At 68.0% G+C, this 20,086-nt stretch carries 17 protein-coding genes and 1 other RNA gene; 9 read left to right on the forward strand and 9 right to left on the reverse strand.

Annotation, left to right across the window (positions count from 1 at the left end):
- Positions 1-201: 201 nt before the first annotated feature.
- The gene (locus tag DIE16_RS35050) at positions 202-5,448 is read right to left on the reverse strand and encodes an autotransporter outer membrane beta-barrel domain-containing protein (RefSeq protein WP_124894332.1); all 5,247 of its coding nucleotides are present in this window, start codon (positions 5,446-5,448) and stop codon (positions 202-204) included.
- Between the two features lie 643 nt (positions 5,449-6,091).
- Positions 6,092-7,006, reverse strand: a complete 915-nt coding sequence (locus DIE16_RS35055) for a class II glutamine amidotransferase (RefSeq protein WP_124551328.1) — start codon at positions 7,004-7,006, stop codon at positions 6,092-6,094.
- A 202-nt stretch (positions 7,007-7,208) separates the two neighbouring features.
- On the opposite strand from DIE16_RS35055, the gene pyrC reads away from it, so the two are divergent.
- The 3 genes from pyrC to rnpB all read left to right on the forward strand — a co-directional run bounded on the left by pyrC (position 7,209) and on the right by rnpB (position 9,572).
- Complete coding sequence (gene pyrC / locus DIE16_RS35060; protein WP_124894333.1) at positions 7,209-8,273, forward strand: dihydroorotase; 1,065 nt, start codon at positions 7,209-7,211, stop codon at positions 8,271-8,273.
- Entirely contained in the window at positions 8,270-9,148 is an 879-nt protein-coding gene (locus DIE16_RS35065) for a DUF3025 domain-containing protein (RefSeq protein ID WP_124487994.1), read from the forward strand. Before pyrC ends, DIE16_RS35065 begins: the two co-directional genes overlap by 4 nt.
- Positions 9,149-9,160: 12 nt before the next feature.
- An RNA gene (rnpB, locus tag DIE16_RS35070) (RNase P RNA component class A) lies at positions 9,161-9,572 on the forward strand.
- Positions 9,573-9,641: 69 nt separating this feature from the next.
- On the opposite strand, the gene DIE16_RS35075 is transcribed toward rnpB, so the two are convergent.
- Together DIE16_RS35075 and DIE16_RS35085 are read right to left on the reverse strand one after the other, a co-directional pair.
- Positions 9,642-10,106: an OsmC family protein gene (locus DIE16_RS35075; protein WP_072465471.1), complete on the reverse strand. Its 465-nt coding sequence runs from the start codon at positions 10,104-10,106 to the stop codon at positions 9,642-9,644.
- A gap of 436 nt (positions 10,107-10,542) precedes the next feature.
- A complete protein-coding gene (locus DIE16_RS35085; RefSeq protein WP_124894335.1) occupies positions 10,543-10,848 on the reverse strand; it encodes a DUF1090 family protein in 306 nt (101 codons plus the stop codon).
- 311 nt (positions 10,849-11,159) lie between these two features.
- Here DIE16_RS35085 and rplM point away from each other — a divergent pair, with 311 nt between their 5' ends.
- From rplM to erpA, 3 genes are all read left to right on the forward strand, one after another.
- A complete protein-coding gene (gene rplM, locus DIE16_RS35090; RefSeq protein WP_009687896.1) occupies positions 11,160-11,588 on the forward strand; it encodes a 50S ribosomal protein L13 in 429 nt (142 codons plus the stop codon).
- A gap of 11 nt (positions 11,589-11,599) precedes the next feature.
- A complete protein-coding gene (gene rpsI / locus DIE16_RS35095) occupies positions 11,600-11,992 on the forward strand; it encodes a 30S ribosomal protein S9 (RefSeq protein ID WP_011883283.1) in 393 nt (130 codons plus the stop codon).
- 207 nt (positions 11,993-12,199) lie between these two features.
- Positions 12,200-12,571: an iron-sulfur cluster insertion protein ErpA gene (gene erpA / locus DIE16_RS35100; protein ID WP_006401687.1), complete on the forward strand. Its 372-nt coding sequence runs from the start codon at positions 12,200-12,202 to the stop codon at positions 12,569-12,571.
- 158 nt (positions 12,572-12,729) lie between these two features.
- Here the strand turns inward: erpA and DIE16_RS35105 are convergent, their stop codons facing one another.
- Positions 12,730-13,878 (reverse strand): anhydro-N-acetylmuramic acid kinase, encoded by a 1,149-nt coding sequence (locus DIE16_RS35105; protein WP_124894336.1) that lies wholly within the window; start codon positions 13,876-13,878, stop codon positions 12,730-12,732.
- A gap of 142 nt (positions 13,879-14,020) precedes the next feature.
- On the opposite strand from DIE16_RS35105, the gene tyrS reads away from it, so the two are divergent.
- From tyrS to DIE16_RS35120, 3 genes are read left to right on the forward strand one after another with little or no spacing between them, the layout of a single operon-like run.
- On the forward strand, positions 14,021-15,262 hold the full coding sequence (tyrS, locus tag DIE16_RS35110; RefSeq protein WP_044848285.1) for a tyrosine--tRNA ligase: 1,242 nt from the start codon (positions 14,021-14,023) through the stop codon (positions 15,260-15,262).
- A complete protein-coding gene (gene dtd, locus DIE16_RS35115; protein WP_124894337.1) occupies positions 15,259-15,717 on the forward strand; it encodes a D-aminoacyl-tRNA deacylase in 459 nt (152 codons plus the stop codon). The genes tyrS and dtd overlap by 4 nt, the downstream gene beginning before the upstream one ends.
- 23 nt (positions 15,718-15,740) lie before the next feature.
- Positions 15,741-16,403, forward strand: coding sequence for a histidine phosphatase family protein (locus DIE16_RS35120; protein WP_124487989.1), 663 nt, complete (start codon positions 15,741-15,743; stop codon positions 16,401-16,403).
- Between the two features lie 40 nt (positions 16,404-16,443).
- Here DIE16_RS35120 and DIE16_RS35125 read toward each other — a convergent pair whose 3' ends face one another.
- The 4 genes from DIE16_RS35125 to ruvC form a co-directional block, all read right to left on the reverse strand.
- Complete coding sequence (locus tag DIE16_RS35125) at positions 16,444-17,397, reverse strand: oxygenase MpaB family protein (protein WP_044848283.1); 954 nt, start codon at positions 17,395-17,397, stop codon at positions 16,444-16,446.
- Between the two features lie 24 nt (positions 17,398-17,421).
- Positions 17,422-18,489 carry a Holliday junction branch migration DNA helicase RuvB gene (gene ruvB, locus DIE16_RS35130; RefSeq protein WP_044848282.1) on the reverse strand — a complete coding sequence of 356 codons (1,068 nt, stop codon included), beginning with the start codon at positions 18,487-18,489 and terminating at the stop codon, positions 17,422-17,424.
- 108 nt (positions 18,490-18,597) lie between these two features.
- On the reverse strand, positions 18,598-19,179 hold the full coding sequence (gene ruvA / locus DIE16_RS35135) for a Holliday junction branch migration protein RuvA (RefSeq protein ID WP_044848281.1): 582 nt from the start codon (positions 19,177-19,179) through the stop codon (positions 18,598-18,600).
- Between the two features lie 193 nt (positions 19,180-19,372).
- Positions 19,373-19,915 carry a crossover junction endodeoxyribonuclease RuvC gene (gene ruvC, locus DIE16_RS35140; protein WP_044848280.1) on the reverse strand — a complete coding sequence of 181 codons (543 nt, stop codon included), beginning with the start codon at positions 19,913-19,915 and terminating at the stop codon, positions 19,373-19,375.
- Positions 19,916-20,086: the final 171 nt, after the last annotated feature.

Below are 20,086 nucleotides of genomic sequence, written 5' to 3' on the forward strand. Positions count from 1 at the left end.
ACCGCAAGGACGATTTCTTCTCGAATCCGAAGTCGGACCGCGCGAAGGACTTCCTCGCGAAAATCCTGCACTGAGCGTTCGTGCAGCGCGTGCGCCGCATGCACGCCGATGAAAAAACCGCCCGGCTGAACACCGGGCGGTTTTTTTTCGCGGGCTGCCCGTCGCCCGCCGGTGGCAGCGGACGGGTTGCCGAGTCGGGCGTTACCAGCTGTAGCGGTAGCCGACCTGCCCGGTCACGCCGCGCCGGTAATCGCCGCCGATGTTGCGCGCATATTTCACGTTCGCGTACAACGCGCCCGACTTGCCGAAGCCCGCGGTCACGCCAAGGCCGAGCTCGTACCACGTGCGGCCCAGGTGCGTCGCGAACGGCGTGCCGCCGACGACGGTCTGTCCCGGCGACAGGAAGTCGTGCAGCACGTCGGCCGTGAAGTACGGTGTCGCGGCGCCGCCGCCCGCGTTCGCGTCGAGGTTCGGCCGGAAGACGCGCACGCCGACGCGTCCGCGCAGCGCGTGGGTCGTCGTGCCCGACACGGCCGATACGTTGTCGTTGAACCCGTTCAGCTTCAGGTACTGGTACATCAGCTGCGCCTGCGGCTCGACCGCGATCGGCGTGCCGCCGATCCCGAACGGCTTGCCGACCTCCTGCGACAGCGCGATGCCGAAGCCGTTCTGCGAGGCCTCGTTGCCGTAGCTGTCGCGATAGCGGTTGCCGTAGTGCGTGACCTGGCCGACGCTGTCGAAGTAGGTGCCGTCGGACAGGTAGCGTGTCCAGTAGCCGCCGACGCTCTGCGCGTGCATCTCGACCGAGCCCGTCGACGTCGACAGCCCGGCCGTGTCGGCGCGTGCCGTGTCGCTGAAGCTCGCGTTCGCGACGCCGATGCTCGCCGTCACGCCCGCATGCGTGCTGCCGCCGGCGGGCGCCTGGTCGAGCGTCCAGTCCTTGCCGAACTGCGCGAAGAACGTGCGCTCGTCGGCCGCGAAGCGGCCCGCGTTCGCGTCGAGGCTCTGTCCGCCGATGCGGCCCCACACGCCGTCGCGGTTGCCCGGCGCCTGCTTCTCGAGGTTGTAGATGTCGCCGACGCGCTCGTGCAGCTTGCCAAGCGTCGAGAAGCCGTAGTCGGCGTTCAGCAGCGGCGTCATCGCATAACCCGCGACGCCAGGACGGTACGCGAGATTGCCGCCGTTGTCGCCGCCCTCGATGACGGACGGGCCGACCGGATCGCCGGGGTCCGTCGGGTCCAGTTGCGAGCGCAGGTACCAGCCGTTCGCATCGCCCTGTCCGCCGCGGTAGAGACGGTATTCGTACGCGCCGGCCTGTACGGGGCCCGCGAGATGGAACGCCGACGCGGTAGTCGTGCCGCCATTGGCCGTGACGACCACCGGAATCCCGTCGCCCGTCGTCTGCGCGCCGGTGCCGGCCGTGTTCGCGATTTTCAGCCCGGTCGTGCCGCTCGCGGTGCCGCCGTTCACGATCAGCCGGTCGGTCGGCGATGCGTCGGCGCCGAGGTAGGTGTTCAGCGCGATCGTGCCGCCGTTGCCGACGTAATTGCCGGTCGTCAGCGTCCGGTAGCTGGCGGCCGCCGTCGGTGAACCGGACGGTGCGGCGAACGCGACCAGGCCCGCGTTGTTCAGGCTGCTCAGCTCGGAGCTGCCGGTCATGTGCCACGTGCTCGAGCCGTCGACGCTCAGCGCGACCGGGTCGATCGTGCCGGTCAGGGTCGTGCCGTTCGTCAGGAACACGTTGCCGGTGCTCGACGCGTCCGACACGATGTCGCCCGCGAGATTCACGGCCGATGCGTTGAAGGTCGCGGTGCTGCCGTTCGCGAGGGCCAGCAGCGTGCCGTTGCCGGCCGTCACGACGGTGCCGTTGCGCACCGCGATGTCGACGGTGCCGCCGCGTGCGGCGAACGCCGGCCCGGTGACGGACGCGACGCTGCCGCCGTCGACGCGCACCGAGCTCGTCGCGCCGGTCGCGAGCGTGTCCGTGCTCATGACGCCGGCCGTCGCGCCCTTGAGCGTCGTGCCCGTCAGCGCGAGCATGCCGCCCCCGTCGACGGTCGCGCCGTTGCCGGCCGCGCTCGCGAGCGACGAACCCGTGTCGCCGATACGGCCGCCGTTGCGCGCGACGAGACCGTCGGCTGCCACGCCCGCCGCAGAGACCTTCGTGCCCGACAGCCACACGGTCGCGCCGCTGCCCGCGACGATCGCATGCGCGCCGGCGCCGGTCGTCGCGACGGTCGTGCCGTCGGCCGCCAGCGTCGAATCCGCGCCCGTCACGAAGAAGCCGCGTGCGTTGTCGCCGGCGGTGCGTACGACGGTCGCCGCGTCGGTCGCGATGCGTGCGCCCGTGCCCGTCGACGACAGCCCGTCGGCGCCATTGCCGGTCGTGCCGATCTGCGTGCCGGACAGCGCGATCGTCGTGTTTGTGCCGAGGTTGTCGATGCCCTTGCCGGCGCCGCCCGCCGCGATCGACGTCGCGCCGGCCGCGATCCCGCCGTTCGAGACGGTCGAGTCGATCAGCACGCCGTCGGCACTGCCGTTCGCGACGACGGTGCCCGCGCCCGACAGCGCGACCGACGCACCCGCGCCGGTCAGGTGCACGCCCGCGACGCCGTCGTCGGCCTCGATCGTGCCCGCGTTGGCGAGCGTCGCCGACGCGCCCTGCACGAGCGCGCCGGTGCCGTTGGCCACGCGGATCACCGACGCGTTGTTCACGGTGCCGAGCGTGCCGACCACGACGCCCGTCGAGCCTGCGCCGCTCAGCAGCACCGTGTCGCGGTTGTCGAGCGTGCCGAGGTTCTGCGCGACGAAACCCGTCACGCCCGCGGTCGACGAGGTGACCGCGGCATCGTTGGTCAGCGTCGTCGCGACCGGTGCGCCGGCATTCGCGCCGGCGAGGTCGTGCGCCTGGCCGTCGACGACGCCCGCGATCGCGCCGGCCGCATTCAGGTTGATGGTCGCGCCCGAGTCGATCGTGCCCTTCGCGCCGCCTTCGACTGCAACCGCGATGCCGTTCGCGCCGTTGACGTTGTAGGTGGCGTGGCCGGTGGACAGCGTCGTGCCGGCGCCGGTCGCGAGCACGCCGCGCGCGCGCTGGCCGTTGACGTCGGTCGTCAGCGTGCCGGCGGCCGATGCCCCCGTATAGGCCGCGCCGCCCGCCATGCGGAACAGCGTCGAATCGTCGGTATCGACGCTCAGGTGCTGCGCGGCGACGTTGATCTTCGAGCCTGCGCCATACGCATAGAAGCCGATCTGGTTCGTGCCCGACATGAAGTGGGGCACCGCGTTCGCGTCGACGTTGATCGTCGCGCCCGAGCGCGCATGGACGCCGATCGCACCGGTGCCCGTCAGGTTGAGCGCGCCGTCGACCGTGGCCTTCGCGCGCGGCCCTTCGGCCCACACGCCGTAGTTGCGCGTGTCCGATGCCGGATCGAGCCCGCCGGCCACGTTGATCGTGCCGGTCGACGTTGCGGCCGTCGCGGTCGAGCCGGTGCCGACCACCATGATGCCGATGCCGTTCACGCCGTTCAGCGTGATCGTGCCGGTGTTGGTCACGGTCGCGGCCGTGTTGGCCGCGAGCATGCCGACGTTGGCGAACGGCGTGCCGGGCGCCGCGCCGTTCACGACGATCGTGCCCGCGTTGCGCAGCGTGCCGGACGACGAACCGATGCTCGCCATCCCGGCGCCGTTCTGCGTCTGCGAGCCGATCACGATCGAGCCGAGGTTGCTGGCGGTGCCCGACGCGCCGAGCAGGATCCCGTACGCATGCGCGGACAGCGCGACGTCGTTGGCCGCCGCCCCCGGCCCGTACTGGGCCGCGCGGCCGAGATAGATCGTGCCGCCGGCCGCGTTCGTGAAGGTGCCGCCCGCCGCGAAGCCGCCGATCACCTGGCTGTCGAGCGTCGTCGCGTTGACGCCGACGTTGATCGTACCGGCGTTCGACGCGTTCGCGCCGCCCGTTACGGCCACCGCGTAGTTCTGCAGGTCGGGGCGGTCGCCGGCGAGCGTCCATGCGCCGACGTTCATCACGCCGTGGTTGACGAACGAGGTGCCCGAGCCGTTCGCGTACACGCCGTTGCCCTCGCTGTACGCATGGAACCCGAAGTTGTCGGGCGGCGTGCCGCTGCTCGTGTCGAAATTGTCGCCGGACGCGTAGCCGGACGAGATCACGCCATTGTTGACGCCGCTCGCGCCGCTCAGCAGGCGCACCAGCGTGAAATCGCCCGACAGGCGGCCGTCGTTGACGAAGTGCGCGCCGTTTTCCGCGAGGACGGCCGAACTCGATGCGATCGTGTTGGTGCCGCGGAAGTCGATCTGGCCGTCCTTGCCGATCTGCAGCGTCGCGTTCGCGCCGGTGCCGTGCATTGCCGACAGGTGATCGATCGGCAGCGTGTTCTTGTCGCCGGCGGACACGTTGTTCGCGTACTGGAAGGTCTCCTTCGAGAACGTGACGGCCTGGCCGAACGCGGTGTCGTACGCGGCCTGCGAGCCGAGCGCGCCGCTCCGGACCGAACGCACGAGGAAGTCGTTGTAGGCGGCGAGCGACGCGGCGTCGCTGACGGTCCACGTGCTGCCGTCGAACGCAGTGAAAGTGCCCGCATAGGCCGGCACGTCGAGCTGGAGGTTGCCGACGGAGCCGCCGCTCGCGAGGTAGTCGCCGGTGGTGAACCAGACCTGGTTGCGTGAATTCCAGTTGACGACGCTCGGGGTGGCGCCCGTCCCGTCCGCGACGGTGAGGTCCGTCTGCTTCGCGGCCATCGTGATTGCGTTGCCGGCCGAGCCGGGCGCGTTGGCGGGATTGCCGATCGACACGTTCAGCGTGCCGCCGGAGCGGTCGACGGTGCCGATCCGTGTGTTCACGTACTGGTCGCCGTTGACGTCGCGGTAGACGGGCACGTCGGTCGTGCCGACCGTCGACGCGGAGAACGCGGACGAGTCGTAGGTGGCGACCGACGTATGGGTGCCCGTGATCGTGTCGGGCGTGCCGATGTTTTGCGTCTTGCCGCCGAGCGACACCAGCGGCTGATCCGGATTTCCCGACACGATCGTCGTCGTGCCAAACGGGATGCGCGTGTAGCCGGCGTCGCCGCTGTTCTGCGCCGTCCATGCGCCCGTCACGCCGACCGCGTCGCCGCCGGACACGGTCGTGGCGCCGGCCAGGTTGTCGTTCACGGTCGGGCTGACGCTGCCGAGCGCGCAGCTGCCGCCGCTCGCGACCGCCGAACCGTCGCCGCAGCTCGACGCGTACGCGGAGCCGGCCGACAGCGCGGCCAGCGCGGCACCGAGCGCGGCGACGCGCAGCGGCGAGCGGCGCATCGCCGTGCGGCCGCCGCGGCGGCTTGCGCCCGATTCGCGGCCTGAACGCTTGCCGCGCGCCCGTGTCGTTTCCGCGACCGCGACCCAGCAGCCGGCGGCGTCGCTCCAGATCGATCGAAATGAGTGATTCACGACATGCCCTCTTTCTTGTTTTGACGTGTTATTCGCCGCATGCGGCGAATGCGCATTCCACGGTGCCGCGTGACGCGAATGGACATGCGGCAGCCGTGGCTGCATGACGCGCCGGTCGGGTTTCGTTACACCGAAGATGGAGCGAGTCTACTAATTGGCGGGGCGGGCGATTTTCAAAAAATCAGGAAATGTGGGGATGGTAACGGTATTGAGTGGTATTTCTGAGTTGTGTGGGTAACCGAACTGAAAGCCTTTGTGGGTAAGGGCTTGGTGGATTTTTTATAGAACAGGCGGCAGCGCCGGTTCGGTAGGCTGGCGCACGATAGGCGTGGGGATTTTGCTTTAAGCTGAGGCTTCCGGATTATCCGGTTTCGAATATCTTGTTTTATTTGTTTCGACGGTTAATTATTTTCACTTGAAAATTAATTAAATAAAAGTGAATGTCGTGTGGCGACGCACGCGTGCTTGAAATGGCAGCCTGAATGGAGTTGTCGGGGGAGATTTTCAATGCGGGCAATCATCGGCGGATGCCGGGCGCCGGATGCGTGGTTCGACGATCCGGGCATGACGCGGGATCGCCGGGCCGCGACGCTGGCGGAACAGCGCAACGCATGAAGGGCGCGCCCGGCGCGGCGCGGCGCGCTCAGAAATCGATCGAGTCGTCGGAATCGTCGTCGGCGCCGGCCGCGAGTGCGGCGTGCTGCGTACCGCACGGCGCGGACGCCGACGCGTCGAGCGCCGGGTTGCGCAGTTTCTCGAGCACGCACTCGGGCACCGGGATCTGCATCCGCGCGGCGACGTCGCCGCACTGGAACATGATCAGCTCGCCCGGTTCGAACGAGGTCCAGATTTCGTTGTCGGTCAGCGGCTGCGTGGCGATCACCGCGACGCGATCCTCGGGCGTCGTGTATTTCGCGAAGTCGATCGACAGGTCTTCGTCGACCAGATGCGCGGTCGAGAACGGCCAGCGCCGCACGAGGTAGTGCAGCCGCGTCGAGCAGTGCGCGAAGAGAGCCTGGCCGTTCGACATCAGGAAGTTGAACACGCCGTGATCGGTGATGTCGCGCGTCAGCTCGCCGACGCGCTCGAACAGCTCCGGCAACGGCGGCTGCGCGCCGGGGAACGCTTCGCGCAGCCCCTGCATCAGCACGCAGAACGCCTTCTCGCTGTCGGTGGTGCCGACCGGATGGTAGACGCTGCCGTCGAGATCGGGTTCGTACTCCTGCAGATCGCCGTTATGCGCGAAGATCCAGTGCCGCCCCCACAGCTCGCGCATGAACGGGTGGCTGTTCTCGAGCAGGATGTGGCCTTGCGTGGCCTTGCGGATGTGCGCGATCGTGTTCTTGGACTTGATCGGGTAGCGCTTGACCATTTCGGCGAGCGGCGACGTGGCCGATGCCTGGTGGTCGACGAAGAGGCGACAGGCCTTGTCCTCGAAGAACGCGATCCCCCAGCCGTCGGCATGGTGATCGGTGAGGCCGCCCCGGGCCGCGAAACCTGTGAAGGAGAATGTGACGTCCGTCGGCGCGGCGCAGTTCATTCCTAGGAGTTGGCACATTTTACTTGGGGCGGGGGCGGAAGCAGGGTAACCAACCGGGTGAACCCCGGTACAATGTGGCTTCTAGCATATCACCGAGCCTTGAGCGGTAAAAAGCGGATTCCGCCGGCCGAAGGCCCCGTGTTGCGGTTTGCCGTCAGTCGGCCCGCGCACGCGCGTTCCGGCCCCGCAGATGGCCAGCCCGTTCCTCACGACGCCTCCTATGACTGCCTCGAACGCTTCCTCTCCGGCGACGCTCACGCTCGCCCGTCCCGACGACCTGCACCTGCACCTGCGCGACGGCGACATGCTGGCCGCGGTGCTGCCGCACACGGCGCGCCAGTTCGCCCGCGCGATCGTCATGCCGAACCTGAAGCCGCCCGTCACGACCACCGCGCAAGCGCAGGCCTATCGCGAGCGAATCCTGGCCGCGCTGCCGGCGGGCATGGCGTTCGAGCCGCTGATGACGCTGTACCTGACCGACAACACGTCGCCCGACGAAATCCGCCGTGCGCGCGACAGCGGCTTCGTGCACGGCGTGAAGCTGTATCCGGCCGGCGCGACGACGAACTCCGACCACGGCGTCAGCGATCTCGCGAAGTGCGCGAAGACGCTCGAGGTCATGCAGGAAACCGGCATGCCGCTGCTCGTGCACGGCGAGGTGACCGACCCGGCGATCGACATGTTCGATCGCGAGAAGGTGTTCATCGACCGCGTGATGACGCCGCTGCGCCGCGATTTCCCCGGCCTGAAGGTGGTGTTCGAGCACATCACCACGAAGGACGCGGCCGACTACGTGCGCGACGCCGATGCGGCGCTGGGCCTGCTCGGCGCGACGATCACGCCGCAGCACATGCTGTACAGCCGCAACGCGCTGTTCGTCGGCGGGATCCGCCCGCATTACTACTGCCTGCCGGTGCTGAAGCGTGAAACGCACCGCGTCGCGCTCGTCGAAGCCGCGACGTCGGGCAACCCGCGCTTCTTCCTCGGCACCGACAGCGCGCCGCACGCACGCGACGCGAAGGAAACCGCGTGCGGCTGCGCGGGCTGCTACACGGCGCTGCACGCGCTCGAGCTGTATGCGGAAGCGTTCGACAAGGCGGGCGCGCTCGACAAGCTGGAAAATTTCGCGAGCCGCTTCGGCGCCGATTTCTACGGGCTGCCGCACAGCACCGAGACGATCACGCTGCGCCGCGAGACCTGGGAACTGCCGCGCGAGGTGTTCGCGGGCGATACGCCGGTCGTGCCGCTGCGCGCCGGCGAATCGATCGGCTGGAAGTTCGCGTGACCGGCACGCCGCCGCGCGCGGCCGGCCATGCGGCCGGCGGCGGCGCGGCGGCATTCGCGCGGATCGACTGGTCCGCGCCGTGGCTCGCGCGTTACGCGGAACCGGGCCGCACGCTTCAGGCGGCCGCGCTCGCGGGCGAGGCCGCGCTGCTCGACGCACTGAACGGCGCACTGCGCGGTGATGCCCGTGTCAGCGGCCGCGGCAAGCCGCTGCGCTTCGTGCCACAGGCCGAGCTGCCGCCCGGCATCGCATACGAAACCCATATCGCCGACACCGGCGGCGTCCCGACCCGCCACAATCTTCACGACTTCTTCAATGCGCTCGTCTGGTTCGCGTATCCGCGCACCAAGGCCGCGCTGAACGCACGCCAGGCCGCGGCGATCGATGCCGCGGGCGGCGTCGGGCCGGTGCGCGGCACGCTGCGCGATGCGCTGACGCTGTTCGACGAAAATGCCGCGCTGTTCGTGACGGCCGACCGCACGCTCGCCGATGCGCTGCGCGGCTTCAGCTGGCAGCAGCTGCTGGTGGCGGCGCGCGACGCGTGGGGCACGCGCTGCGAGGCGCGGCTCGTCGGCCATGCGCTGCTCGAGAAGCTCGTCGCGCCCTACAAGTCGTGCACCGCGCACGCATGGATCGTCGAAGTGGGCGACGACTATTTTTCGTGGCCTGACGCGCAGCGTGCCGCGCATGTCGATGCGCGGATCGCCGGCGAGCTCGCGACCCGCGACCTGACGAGCCGCGATTTCGCGCCGCTGCCGGTGCTCGGCGTGCCGGGCTGGTGCGAAGCGAATGCCGCGCCCGCGTTCTACGACGATCCGGCGGTTTTCCGCAGCGGCCGCCGCTCGCGCGCTGCCGGCGGCGGCGCACAGTGCTAGAATGCGCGTCGCAAAGCAGGCCAGGCAGTCGCGGCCTCGCCGCCTTCGGGCAGGCGGGGGCGAGGAAAGTCCGGACTCCACAGGGCAGGGTGATGGCTAACGGCCATCCGTGGCGACACGCGGAACAGGGCAACAGAAAGCAAACCGCCGATGGCCCGGCGCAAGCCGGGATCAGGTAAGGGTGAAACGGTGCGGTAAGAGCGCACCGCGGCGACGGCGACGTTCGCCGGCACGGTAACCTCCACCCGGAGCAATTCCAAGTAGGCAGGCGCGCATTTTCGGATGCAGGACGGGGCCCCCGTCTCGTCTGCGGGTAGGAAGCTTGAGCGCGTCAGCAATGGCGCGCCTAGAGGAATGGCTGCCACGCGCCGCGCGCTTCGGCGTGCAGCGTGCACAGAATCCGGCTTATCGGCCTGCTTTGCCGTTCGAATGCGAAAGGGCCGGCGCTCCGTCAGGAGCGCCGGCCCTTTTTTCATGCGTGGCCGCCGTGCGTTCAGTCGGCGACGATGTCGAACGAATGCGTGAGTTCGGCGGTCTTCGCGATCATGATCGACGCGGAGCAGTACTTGTCGTGCGACAGGTTGATCGCGCGCTCGACCGTGGCCGGGTTCAGGTTGCGGCCGGTGACGGTGAAGTGGAAGTGGACCTTCGTGAACACTTTCGGATCTTCGCTCGCGCGTTCGGCCTTCAGCGTGACCGAGCAGCCGGTGACTTCCTGGCGGCTCTTCTTCAGGATCAGCACGACGTCGTACGCGGTGCAGCCGCCCGTGCCGACCAGCACCATTTCCATCGGGCGCGGCGCGAGGTTGTGGCCGCCGCCTTCCGGCGCGCCGTCCATTGCGACGAGGTGCCCGCTCCCGGTCTGGGCGGAAAACGCCATGCCGTCCTGACCCATCCAGCTTACTTTGCATTCCATGCTTGCACTCCAGCGTTGCCTGATTCGGATTCGATCCGGCATTGTAGCCCGCAGCGCTTCGCTCGGCTGATGCGCTGCACGACGCGCCACGCCATGCCGCCGCGTGCGGCGCGCGGCGGGGCGCCGAACGGCGATTTCCCTGCTGTCTTTAGGGGTTTTACTCTAGGCGTAGCGGGCTTCCGGCTGCGCGCTTTCTTGCCAGTTGATTGATTTTAAAAGGGAAAATCCATTCATCGCGTGAGGCTCACTGGATTCCGCATTATGGTGTTGGATTTCGTAATGCAAATTTTCTTGTGAAGTCGGCGACGCATTCGTATAATGAGCCTCATTGGTTGTCGCGCTGCGGCAACCTCCGCATGTCTCCTCCACCCTCCTCCTAAGGTGGATTAAGCCCGAACCAGCCGTTCGGGCTTTTTTTCGTCCCATGCAAGCATCGGCGCGCAGTTTGTGCACGTTGATATCCGTCATTGACTCCCGTTTACGCCGGCCGCCGCGCGGCTGGCTGCGACGCCGCGCCGGGCGGCGTGTCCGTCGAACGGGCGGCAGGGGCCGGAACGTGTGCGGCCGATGCATGGCCATGACCACGCGCGCAGAAGTGGCGCACGCGTTCGCGCACCGCGCGCAGGCGGGCGATGCGATCTTCGGCATGGGCGTGGCGGGCGTCGGCGATGCGGGCGTCGAGAGCGTCGAGCTTGGCCTCGCAGCCGGCCCGGGCGGCGACGGCGGGCGCCGCGACGGCCAGCAGCGCGGCCGCGAGAAAGGGCGTAAGTCGTTGTTTCATCATGCTTGTTTGTTGTTTTCCGTGATCGGCCGGTCTGGCGCGGCAAGGTCAGGTGCCGCGCGTCGATGGGTGCCGCCCCAGGCGCTCGGTTCGCCTGGTGTATCGGGGCACGACCGGATTTTGGCCCATTTCGGGCGCCGCCGGCACGGGGCGTGGATTCTCTTTGACCGCGCTGCGGTATTTCCTTTATAATTCAGGGCTTTTCCGCATTCATGCCCACGGAAAAAGAACAGGGAGAGCCTGCACCGCGCCTCGAAGCGCACACAGACAAGCAGGAAGAACACATCGGGCAAAGCATTTTTTTTGGATCGATCATGAAGACGTTTTCCGCAAAAGCCCATGAGGTGACGCGCGAATGGTACGTGATTGACGCGACGGATAAGGTTCTCGGCCGTGTTGCCAGCGAAGTGGCACGCCGTCTGCGCGGCAAGCACAAGCCTGAGTTCACCCCGCACGTCGACACTGGTGATTTCATCATCATCATCAACGCGAGCAAGTTGAAGGTCACGGGCAACAAGACTCTGGACAAGAAGTACTACCGTCACTCGGGCTACCCGGGCGGTATCTATGAAACGACGTTCGGCAAGATGCAAGAACGCTTCCCGGGCCGTGCGCTCGAGAAGGCGGTCAAGGGCATGCTGCCGAAGGGCCCGCTCGGCTACGCGATGATCAAGAAGCTGAAGGTCTACGCTGAAGCTACGCATCCGCATTCGGCTCAACAGCCGAAGGCGCTCGAGATCTAAGGGGAGCCCACATGATCGGTAACTGGAACTACGGTACGGGCCGCCGCAAGAGCGCAGTCGCACGTGTCTTCATCAAGGCTGGCAAGGGCGACATCATCGTCAACGGCAAGCCCATCGCCGACTACTTCTCGCGTGAAACGTCGCTGATGATCGTGCGTCAACCGCTGGAACTCACGAACCACGGCCAGACGTTCGACATCAAGGTCAACGTCAACGGCGGCGGCGAAACGGGTCAGGCAGGCGCAGTGCGTCACGGCATCACCCGCGCGCTGATCGACTACGATGCAACGCTGAAGCCGTCGCTGTCGAACGCAGGCTTCGTCACGCGCGATGCACGTGAAGTCGAGCGTAAGAAGGTTGGTCTGCGCAAGGCACGTCGCGCAAAGCAGTTCTCGAAGCGTTAATTCCGCTTCATGGCCGCGCCGCTTCCGGGCGGCGTCCGCCGGAAAAACCGCCAGTTTTCGCGCTGGCGGTTTTTTTATGCCCGCGCGGCGGCGCCCCGCGGGCGGTTTCCTTTACTGAAATCAACAAGAACCTATTGATTTCATGGACATCAGCACGATCTTCTGATCGGCCCTACAATAGCGGCTAAAGCTTTTTGGAGAGTTCGCATGAACGCTGTTACCGAATCCGCAGCAACGACCACCGAAATGCCGGCACCGTTCGTCTTCACCGACGCCGCGGCCGACAAGGTCAAGCAACTGATCGACGAAGAGGGCAATCCCGACCTGAAGCTGCGCGTGTTCGTGCAGGGTGGCGGCTGCTCGGGCTTCCAGTATGGCTTCACGTTCGACGAGGAAGTCAACGAGGACGACACCGTGATGAACAAGAACGGCGTCCAGCTCCTGATCGACTCGATGAGCTACCAGTACCTGGTCGGCGCCGAGATCGACTACAAGGACGACCTCAACGGTGCCCAGTTCGTGATCAAGAACCCGAACGCCACGACCACCTGCGGGTGCGGCTCGTCGTTCTCGGTCTGAACGCACGACGGATCCTGTCCGGTTCGCCGGAATGAAAAACGGGGCTTGATGCCCCGTTTTTTTGCGTCCGTTGTACGCGACGAACCGCGCGGGCGGCCTGTCGGCGCATCCCGGACGCGCCGCATCGGGGCTCCCGCTCGTTTCGTCGTTTTCTCGTATCAGCGCGGATAAAGTGCGCCGAGCACGCGCTCGCCCGCGGCCCCCGTCACGCTCGCGAGATTGCCGGGCTGGCGCGCGGTGAAGCGGTACGCGAGCCACGCGAACGCGAGCGCCTCGACCTGCTGCGGCGGCACGCCGAGCGCGGCCGTCGTCTCCACCGTCGCCGGCACGCCGGCCTCGTGCAGTGCATGCCGGAGCGCATCGAGCAGCACCGGGTTGCGGGCGCCGCCGCCGCAGACGAACACGGCCTTGCAGCCGGCCGCGTGCCGAGCGATCTCGCGCGCGACCGAGACGGCGGTGAGTGCCGTCAGCGTCGCCTGCACGTCTTCCGGCGCGACCTGCGTGAACGCGGCGAGCTTCGCGTCGAGCCACGCGGGATTGAACAGGTCGCGGCCGGTGCTTTTCGGCGGCGGCGCGACGAAGTAGGGTTCGTCGAGCAGCGCGTCGAGCAGAGCCGCGTGCACGGTACCGCGCGCGGCGAACTTGCCGCCGTCGTCGTAGGGCTTGCCGAGATGGCGCGTCGCCCATTCGTCGAGCAACGCGTTCGCGGGCCCGCAGTCGAAGCCGCGCACGTCGCCGCCTTCGCCGGGCAGGATCGTGATGTTGCTGATGCCGCCGAGGTTGCAGACGACCCGCGTTTCGCCCGGCGCGCCGAACACCGTCGCGTGGAACGCCGGCGCGAGCGGCGCGCCGTGGCCGCCGGCCGCGACGTCGCGGCTGCGGAAATCGGCGATCACGTCGAGATGGGTGAGTTCGGCGAGCAGCGCGGGATTGTTGAGCTGGCGCGTGTAGCCGCGCTCGGGACGGTGCCGGACCGTCTGGCCGTGCACGCCGATCGCGCGGATCTCGTCGCGCGACAGGCCGGCCGTGCGCTGCAGCTCGTGACAGCACACCGCATAGCGCGCGACGAGCGCATTCGCCGCGACCGATTCGCGGTCGATCTCGTTGTCGCCGGGCTGCTGCAGCGCGAACAGCGCGTCGCGCAGCGATTGGGCGAAGCCGACGAACGCTTCCGCGAGCACGACCGGCGCGCGGCCGGTCTCGAAACGCACGGCGACGCCGTCGACGCCGTCCATGCTGGTTCCCGACATCAGCCCGAAGTAGATACCGTCGGCCGGATGGGCGGGTTGCGGATGTCGTTGCGGCACGTTGGGTCCTCCTGGATCGAGCGGCGCGGGCCGGTGCCACGCGCCTTGCGCCCGATTATCCGCGCAACCTGACGCGTCGTTAAGCGATGCACGCGCAAGTTATGGGAAAATCCCTGTCTTTGCGACATTCTTCCTGGCCCCGATGAGCACCGAACCCAGTTCCAAGCCTGTTTTCCCGATCACCGACGAAGTCCGCCATGCGCTCGCCGTCACGAAGCGCGGCGTCGACGAACTGCTGATCGAGGAAGAGTTCGCGCAGAAGCTCGCGCGCAGCGCGGCCACCGGCACGCCGTTGCGCATCAAGCTCGGCCTCGACCCGACCGCACCCGACATCCACATCGGCCATACGGTCGTGCTGAACAAGATGCGTCAGCTGCAGGACCTCGGCCACACGGTGATCTTCCTGATCGGCGATTTCACGTCGCTGATCGGCGACCCGTCGGGCCGCAACGCGACGCGCCCGCCGCTCACGCGCGAGCAGATCGAATCGAACGCGAAGACCTACTTCGAGCAGGCTGCGCTCGTGCTCGACCGCGCCAAGACCGAAATCCGCTACAACAGCGAATGGTCGATGCCGCTCGGCGCGGACGGGATGATCAAGCTCGCGTCGCGCTACACGGTCGCGCGGATCCTCGAGCGCGAGGATTTCACGAAGCGCTTCCAGGGCGGCGTGCCGATCTCGATCCACGAATTCCTGTACCCGCTGATGCAGGGCTACGACTCGGTCGCGCTGAACGCCGACCTCGAGCTCGGTGGCACCGACCAGAAGTTCAACCTGCTGGTCGGCCGCGAACTGCAGAAGCAGTACGGCCAGGAACAGCAGTGCATTCTCACGATGCCGCTGCTCGAAGGCCTCGACGGCGTCGAGAAGATGTCGAAGTCGAAGGGCAACTACGTCGGCATCAGCGAGAAGCCGACCGACATGTTCGGCAAGCTGATGAGCATCTCGGACACGCTGATGTGGCGTTACTTCGAGCTGCTGTCGTTCCGCAGCATCGAAGAAATCGCGGGCTTCAAGCGCGACGCCGAAGGCGGCCGCAACCCGCGCGACTTCAAGGTGCTGCTCGCGCAGGAAATCGTCGCGCGCTTCCACTCGCAGGCCGATGCCGAGCGTGCGCTGGAGGACTTCAACCACCGCGCGAAGGGCGGCGTGCCGGACGACATCCCGTCGGTCACGCTCGCGGGCGCGCCGCTCGCGATCGGCCAGCTGCTGAAGCAGGCGGGCCTCGTGCCGTCGACGAGCGAAGCGCTGCGCAACATCGAGCAGGGCGGCGTGAAGATCGACGGCGCGACCGTCTCCGACAAGGGACTGAAGGTCGAGGCCGGCGAGTTCGTCGTCCAGGTCGGCAAGCGCCGCTTCGCGCGCGTCACGCTGACCGCATGATCGCGCTGATCCAGCGCGTGAAGCGCGCCGACGTGCGCGTCGGCGACCGTACGACGGGCGAGATCGGCGCAGGGCTGCTCGCGCTCGTCTGCGCGGAGCGTGGCGACACCGAGGCCGCGGCCGACAAGCTGCTCGCGAAGCTGCTCGGCTATCGCGTGTTCAGCGATGAGGCGGGCAAGATGAACCTGCCGGTGTCGAACATCGACGGCTCGGGCGGCGCCGGCGGCCTGCTCCTCGTGTCGCAGTTCACGCTCGCGGCCGATACCAACAGCGGGCTGCGGCCGAGCTTCACGCCGGCCGCGCCGCCCGACGAAGGCGCGCGCCTGTTCGACTATTTCGTCGCGGCCGCGCGCGAGCGTCATCCGGTCGTCGAGACGGGCGAGTTCGGCGCCGACATGCAGGTGTCGCTCGTCAACGACGGCCCCGTGACGTTCTGGCTGCAAGTGCGGCCCTGATTCATTCCCGGAGACGCGCCGCGATGGCCACCACGCAGATTCTCTTCATTCGCCATGGCGAGACGGCCTGGAACCGCATCAAGCGCATCCAGGGCCATATCGACATTCCACTGGCCGACACGGGGCTCGCGCAGGCGCAGCGGCTGGCCGTCCGGCTCGCGCGGGACGCGCGCGAAGGACAGCGGATCGACGCGATCTATTCGAGCGACCTGATGCGCGCGCAACAAACCGCGCAACCCTTTGCCGATGCGCTCGGGCTGCCGCTGCAGTTGCGCGAAGGGCTGCGCGAACGCGCGTACGGCGTGTTCCAGGGGCATGACAGCACCGAGATCGAGACGCTGTTTCCGGATGCCTACGCCGCGTGGCAGACGCGCGACCCGGGCTTCGCGCCCGACGGCGGCGAGTCGCAGCGCGAGTTCTATCATCGCGTGCTGCATGCGCTCGAGCCGATCGTCGCCGCGCATCCGGGCGGCCGGATCGCGTGTGTCGCACACGGCGGCGTGCTCGACTGCGTGTACCGCTTCGCCAACGGTATCGACCTGTCGGCGCCGCGCAGCTATCAGCTGCTCAACACGAGCATCAACGTCGTCGATTACGTCGATGGTCGCGCACAGGTCGTGCAATGGGCCGACGTGTCGCACCTCGACGCCGCGAGCGACGACGACGGGTATCGCAAGGTACTCTGATCCGGTCGTACCGGCTCCGCCCGGCGGAAGAATCAGATCGTCAGGCGGGCGGGGTGCCGTCGGGCGGTGTCGCGGTTGCGCGGCGGCGTGCGCGCTTCGACGCGCCGTTGACGAGCGCCCAGCGCAGCACGGGCGCGACTGCCCGCACACCGGGCCGGACCACCGCGCGTCGCAGCGGCGCGAACGTCGACACGTCGAGCATGCGCTGCGCCCAGGGCGGCAGCAGGTCGATTCCCGCATGCATGATCAGCGACGCGGCTGGCCGCAGCGCGGGCGTTGCGACCGGCACGTTCAACAGGATGTCCATGACCTCGAAGGTGTGCGGCCCGGCTTCGAGTTCGGGCTGCATGCGCGCGAAATAGGCCGCTACCTCGGCGCGTGAACGGGGCACATCCCGGGCGCCGAGCAACTCCGCGATCAATGCCGTTTCCGCGTAGTAGCCGTCCTGCAGCTCGCCCGACAGCGACGGATTCACATAGCGCAAATGCGCGGCGAGGAAGCTCGAAACTTCCGCGACATGCACCCACGTCAGCAACGCCGGATCGTCGGCTCGATACGGCCGGCCGTCGGGCGCAGTGCCCGATATGCGCGCGTGGATCGTTTTCACGCGCTCGATGAGCGCGAGTGCGTCCGCGCGGCTGCCGAACGTCGTGCCCGTGATGAACGTGGCGGTGCGCCGCAAGCGGCCGAGGATGTCGGTGCGAAACGACGAGTGATCCCAGACGCCCGCGAGCGCGAGCGGATGGAGCGCCTGCAGCAGTAGCGCGGCAATGCCGCCCGTCATCATCGACGTGAAATCGGCATGCACGCGCCAGCAGATCGCGTCGGGGCCGAACAGCCCCGGGTCTCCGGGCGGCGACGAGAGATCGATCGACGGACCGCCGCCGCCCGTCGTCAGGTGCGTGATGCCGGCCACGAGCCGCTTGCGGATCGGTTCGACCCAGCGCGGGCCCGGTGTGGGCGGGGCGGGGTGCGGGCTGGGCGGCGTGGTCATGGCGAGCTTGGCGCGGGCAGCGGGTTACTTCCCGTCGGCGGTATCCCACATCCCGCGTTCGGGGTTGCCGGCGTCGGGCGCGGAGAGCCCGAAGTGGCGGTACGTGAGCAGCGTCGCGACGCGCCCGCGCGGCGTGCGCTGCAGGAAGCCCTGCTGGATCAGGTACGGTTCGAGCACGTCCTCGATCGTGTCGCGCTCCTCGCCGATCGCAGCCGCGAGGTTGTCGATGCCGACCGGGCCGCCGTCGAACTTGTGCAGGATCGCCTCGAGCAGCTTGCGGTCCATCAGGTCGAAGCCGACCGGGTCGACGTCGAGCATCGCGAGTGCGGCGTCGGCGACGGCCGCGGTGATCTGGCCGTCGGCCTTCACTTCCGCATAGTCGCGCACGCGGCGCAGCAGCCGGTTCGCGATCCGCGGCGTGCCGCGCGAGCGCTTCGCGATCTCCAGCGCGCCGTTCGGATCGATCTGCGCGTTCAGCAGCGACGCCGAGCGCCGCACGATGCGCGACAATTGCTCGGCATCGTAGAACTCGAGGCGCGCGACGATCCCGAAGCGATCGCGCAACGGGTTGGTCAGCATCCCCGCACGCGTGGTCGCGCCGACCAGCGTGAACGGCTGCAGGTCGAGCTTCACGCTGCGCGCGGCCGGCCCTTCGCCGATCATGATGTCGATCTGGTAATCCTCGAGCGCCGGATACAGGATTTCCTCGACGACCGGCGACAGCCGGTGGATCTCGTCGATGAACAGCACGTCGTTCGCTTCAAGGTTGGTCAGCAGCGCGGCGAGATCGCCCGCGCGTTCGAGCACGGGGCCCGACGTCTGGCGCAGGTTCACGCCCATCTCGCGCGCGATGATGTGCGCGAGGGTGGTCTTGCCGAGGCCGGGCGGCCCGAACAGCAGCACGTGGTCGAGCGGCTCGGCGCGGCGCTTCGCGGCCTCGATGAAGATCTCGAGCTGGCCGCGCACCTTTTCCTGGCCGACGTAGTCGTCGAGCTGGCGCGGCCGCAGCGCGCGTTCGAACACCTCCTCGTGCGACGAGGCGGGCGTGGCGGCGATGATCCGCTCGGCGGCGAGTTTGTCGGTTTCAATCATGCGGCCATTGTACCGCGCGCCGTCGCGCGGCCGAACTGGCCGAACGGCCGACTGGCGCGTGCCGCGCGACGGCGCGACACTGGCTCCGACAGCCGGCTCGGGCGGCCGTTACACCTTCGACAGTGCCTTGAGCGCGAGTTTGATGCCTTCGGACACGCCGGTGCCGGCCGGCACGTTCTTGATCGCGGCGAGGCCTTCCTTTTCCGAATAGCCGAGCGCGAGCAGCGCGTTGAGGATGTCGGTCGCGTGGTCGGACTGGGACGCGGCGCCGGCGAGTGCGCCGAGGTCCGCGCCGAGCTTGCCCTTCAGCTCGAGCAGCAGGCGCTCGGCGGTCTTCTTGCCGATGCCGGGCAGGCGCGTGAGGCGCGCGGCGTCCTGCATCGTCACCGCCTGCGCGAGCTCCTGCACGCTCATGCCGGACAGCACGGCCAGCGCCATGCGCGCGCCGATGCCGGTGATCTTCAGCAGTTCGCGGAAGGTCGTGCGCTCCTGCGGCGTCAGGAAGCCGTACAGCAGGTGCGCGTCCTCGCGCACGATCTGCTGCGTGAGCAGCACGACGCGCTCGCCCGTTTGCGGCAGGTTGTAGAAGGTGCTCATCGGCACGTCGATTTCGTAACCGACGCCGTTGCAGTCGACGAGCAGGTGAGGCGGATTCTTTTCGAGCAGGATGCCGGCGATGCGACCGATCATGGATGGCGGGATGCGAGGAAGAAAGCGCGAGTGTAGCGCAGGTGCGGCGCGATGCCGATGGGTTGGCCGTCAGGTCGGGGCGCCGCGCGACGCGTGCGCGACGCGGGGCGATCAGGCAGGCAGGACGGTGGCAGGCGCAATACGCGCGATGCGGGTAGCCGCGCGCCGCGCCGAGGGGATGCGTGCCGTCGCGTCAGCCGACGAGCCGTCCGCGCCGCACGCGCAGCCCCCGTTTCGCGAGCGCCGGCGCGAGGCCGCCGATCGTGCCGAGCGTATTGCCGCTGTGCGCGTGGCAGATCGCCATCCCGAGCGCGTCGGCCGCGTCGCTGCCGGGCTGGCCGGTCAGGTTGAGCAGTCTCGTGACCATCTCCTGCATCTGCGACTTGGTCGCGCGGCCGTAACCGACGACCGCCTGCTTCAGTTGCAGCGCGGTGTATTCCGCCACCGGCAGGCCGCCGGAGACGAGCCCGCAGATCGCGGCACCGCGCGCCTGGCCGAGCAGCAGCGTCGACTGCGGGTTCACGTTCACGAACACCTGTTCGATCGCGGCCTGGTCGGGCGCGTGTTCGCGCACGAGCGTCGATACGCCCTGGAAGATCGTGCCGAGCCGGGTAGCCAGGTCAGCCGTAGGCGTGCGGATCACGCCGCTTGCGACATAGGCGAGCCGGTGGCCGCTGACGTCGATGACGCCGAAGCCGGTGACGCGCAGGCCGGGGTCGATGCCGAGAATTCGCATGAGTGAGGAGAAAAACCTGATGCCGCGATACTACAACGAATGGTGCGCGGGGCCGGCCGCGTGGCTGCGTGCGCCGGCGCCGCGCAATAAAAAAGGTTCATCGAGGATTACCGGGGAACGCGGCGCGGATCTTGAGGAAGAAGTATTCGTCGTCGCGGTACCCGTAAGCCC

The organism is Burkholderia sp. Bp9090 (genome assembly GCF_003857985.1).
Classification (GTDB): domain Bacteria; phylum Pseudomonadota; class Gammaproteobacteria; order Burkholderiales; family Burkholderiaceae; genus Burkholderia.

Excerpts from the sequence above, each read along its gene's own strand:
- DIE16_RS35085 (WP_124894335.1), bottom strand. The coding sequence starts at position 10,848 with ATGATGAAACAACGACTTACGCCCTTTCTCGCGGCCGCGCTGCTGGCC.
- rplM (WP_009687896.1), top strand. The coding sequence starts at position 11,160 with ATGAAGACGTTTTCCGCAAAAGCCCATGAGGTGACGCGCGAATGGTAC.
- ruvA (WP_044848281.1), bottom strand. The coding sequence starts at position 19,179 with ATGATCGGTCGCATCGCCGGCATCCTGCTCGAAAAGAATCCGCCTCAC.
- rpsI (WP_011883283.1), top strand. The coding sequence starts at position 11,600 with ATGATCGGTAACTGGAACTACGGTACGGGCCGCCGCAAGAGCGCAGTC.
- ruvC (WP_044848280.1), bottom strand. The coding sequence starts at position 19,915 with ATGCGAATTCTCGGCATCGACCCCGGCCTGCGCGTCACCGGCTTCGGC.
- dtd (WP_124894337.1), top strand. The coding sequence starts at position 15,259 with ATGATCGCGCTGATCCAGCGCGTGAAGCGCGCCGACGTGCGCGTCGGC.
- DIE16_RS35125 (WP_044848283.1), bottom strand. The coding sequence starts at position 17,397 with ATGACCACGCCGCCCAGCCCGCACCCCGCCCCGCCCACACCGGGCCCG.
- tyrS (WP_044848285.1), top strand. The coding sequence starts at position 14,021 with ATGAGCACCGAACCCAGTTCCAAGCCTGTTTTCCCGATCACCGACGAA.
- pyrC (WP_124894333.1), top strand. The coding sequence starts at position 7,209 with ATGACTGCCTCGAACGCTTCCTCTCCGGCGACGCTCACGCTCGCCCGT.
- erpA (WP_006401687.1), top strand. The coding sequence starts at position 12,200 with ATGAACGCTGTTACCGAATCCGCAGCAACGACCACCGAAATGCCGGCA.
- DIE16_RS35120 (WP_124487989.1), top strand. The coding sequence starts at position 15,741 with ATGGCCACCACGCAGATTCTCTTCATTCGCCATGGCGAGACGGCCTGG.
- ruvB (WP_044848282.1), bottom strand. The coding sequence starts at position 18,489 with ATGATTGAAACCGACAAACTCGCCGCCGAGCGGATCATCGCCGCCACG.
- DIE16_RS35055 (WP_124551328.1), bottom strand. The coding sequence starts at position 7,006 with ATGTGCCAACTCCTAGGAATGAACTGCGCCGCGCCGACGGACGTCACA.
- DIE16_RS35075 (WP_072465471.1), bottom strand. The coding sequence starts at position 10,106 with ATGCCGGATCGAATCCGAATCAGGCAACGCTGGAGTGCAAGCATGGAA.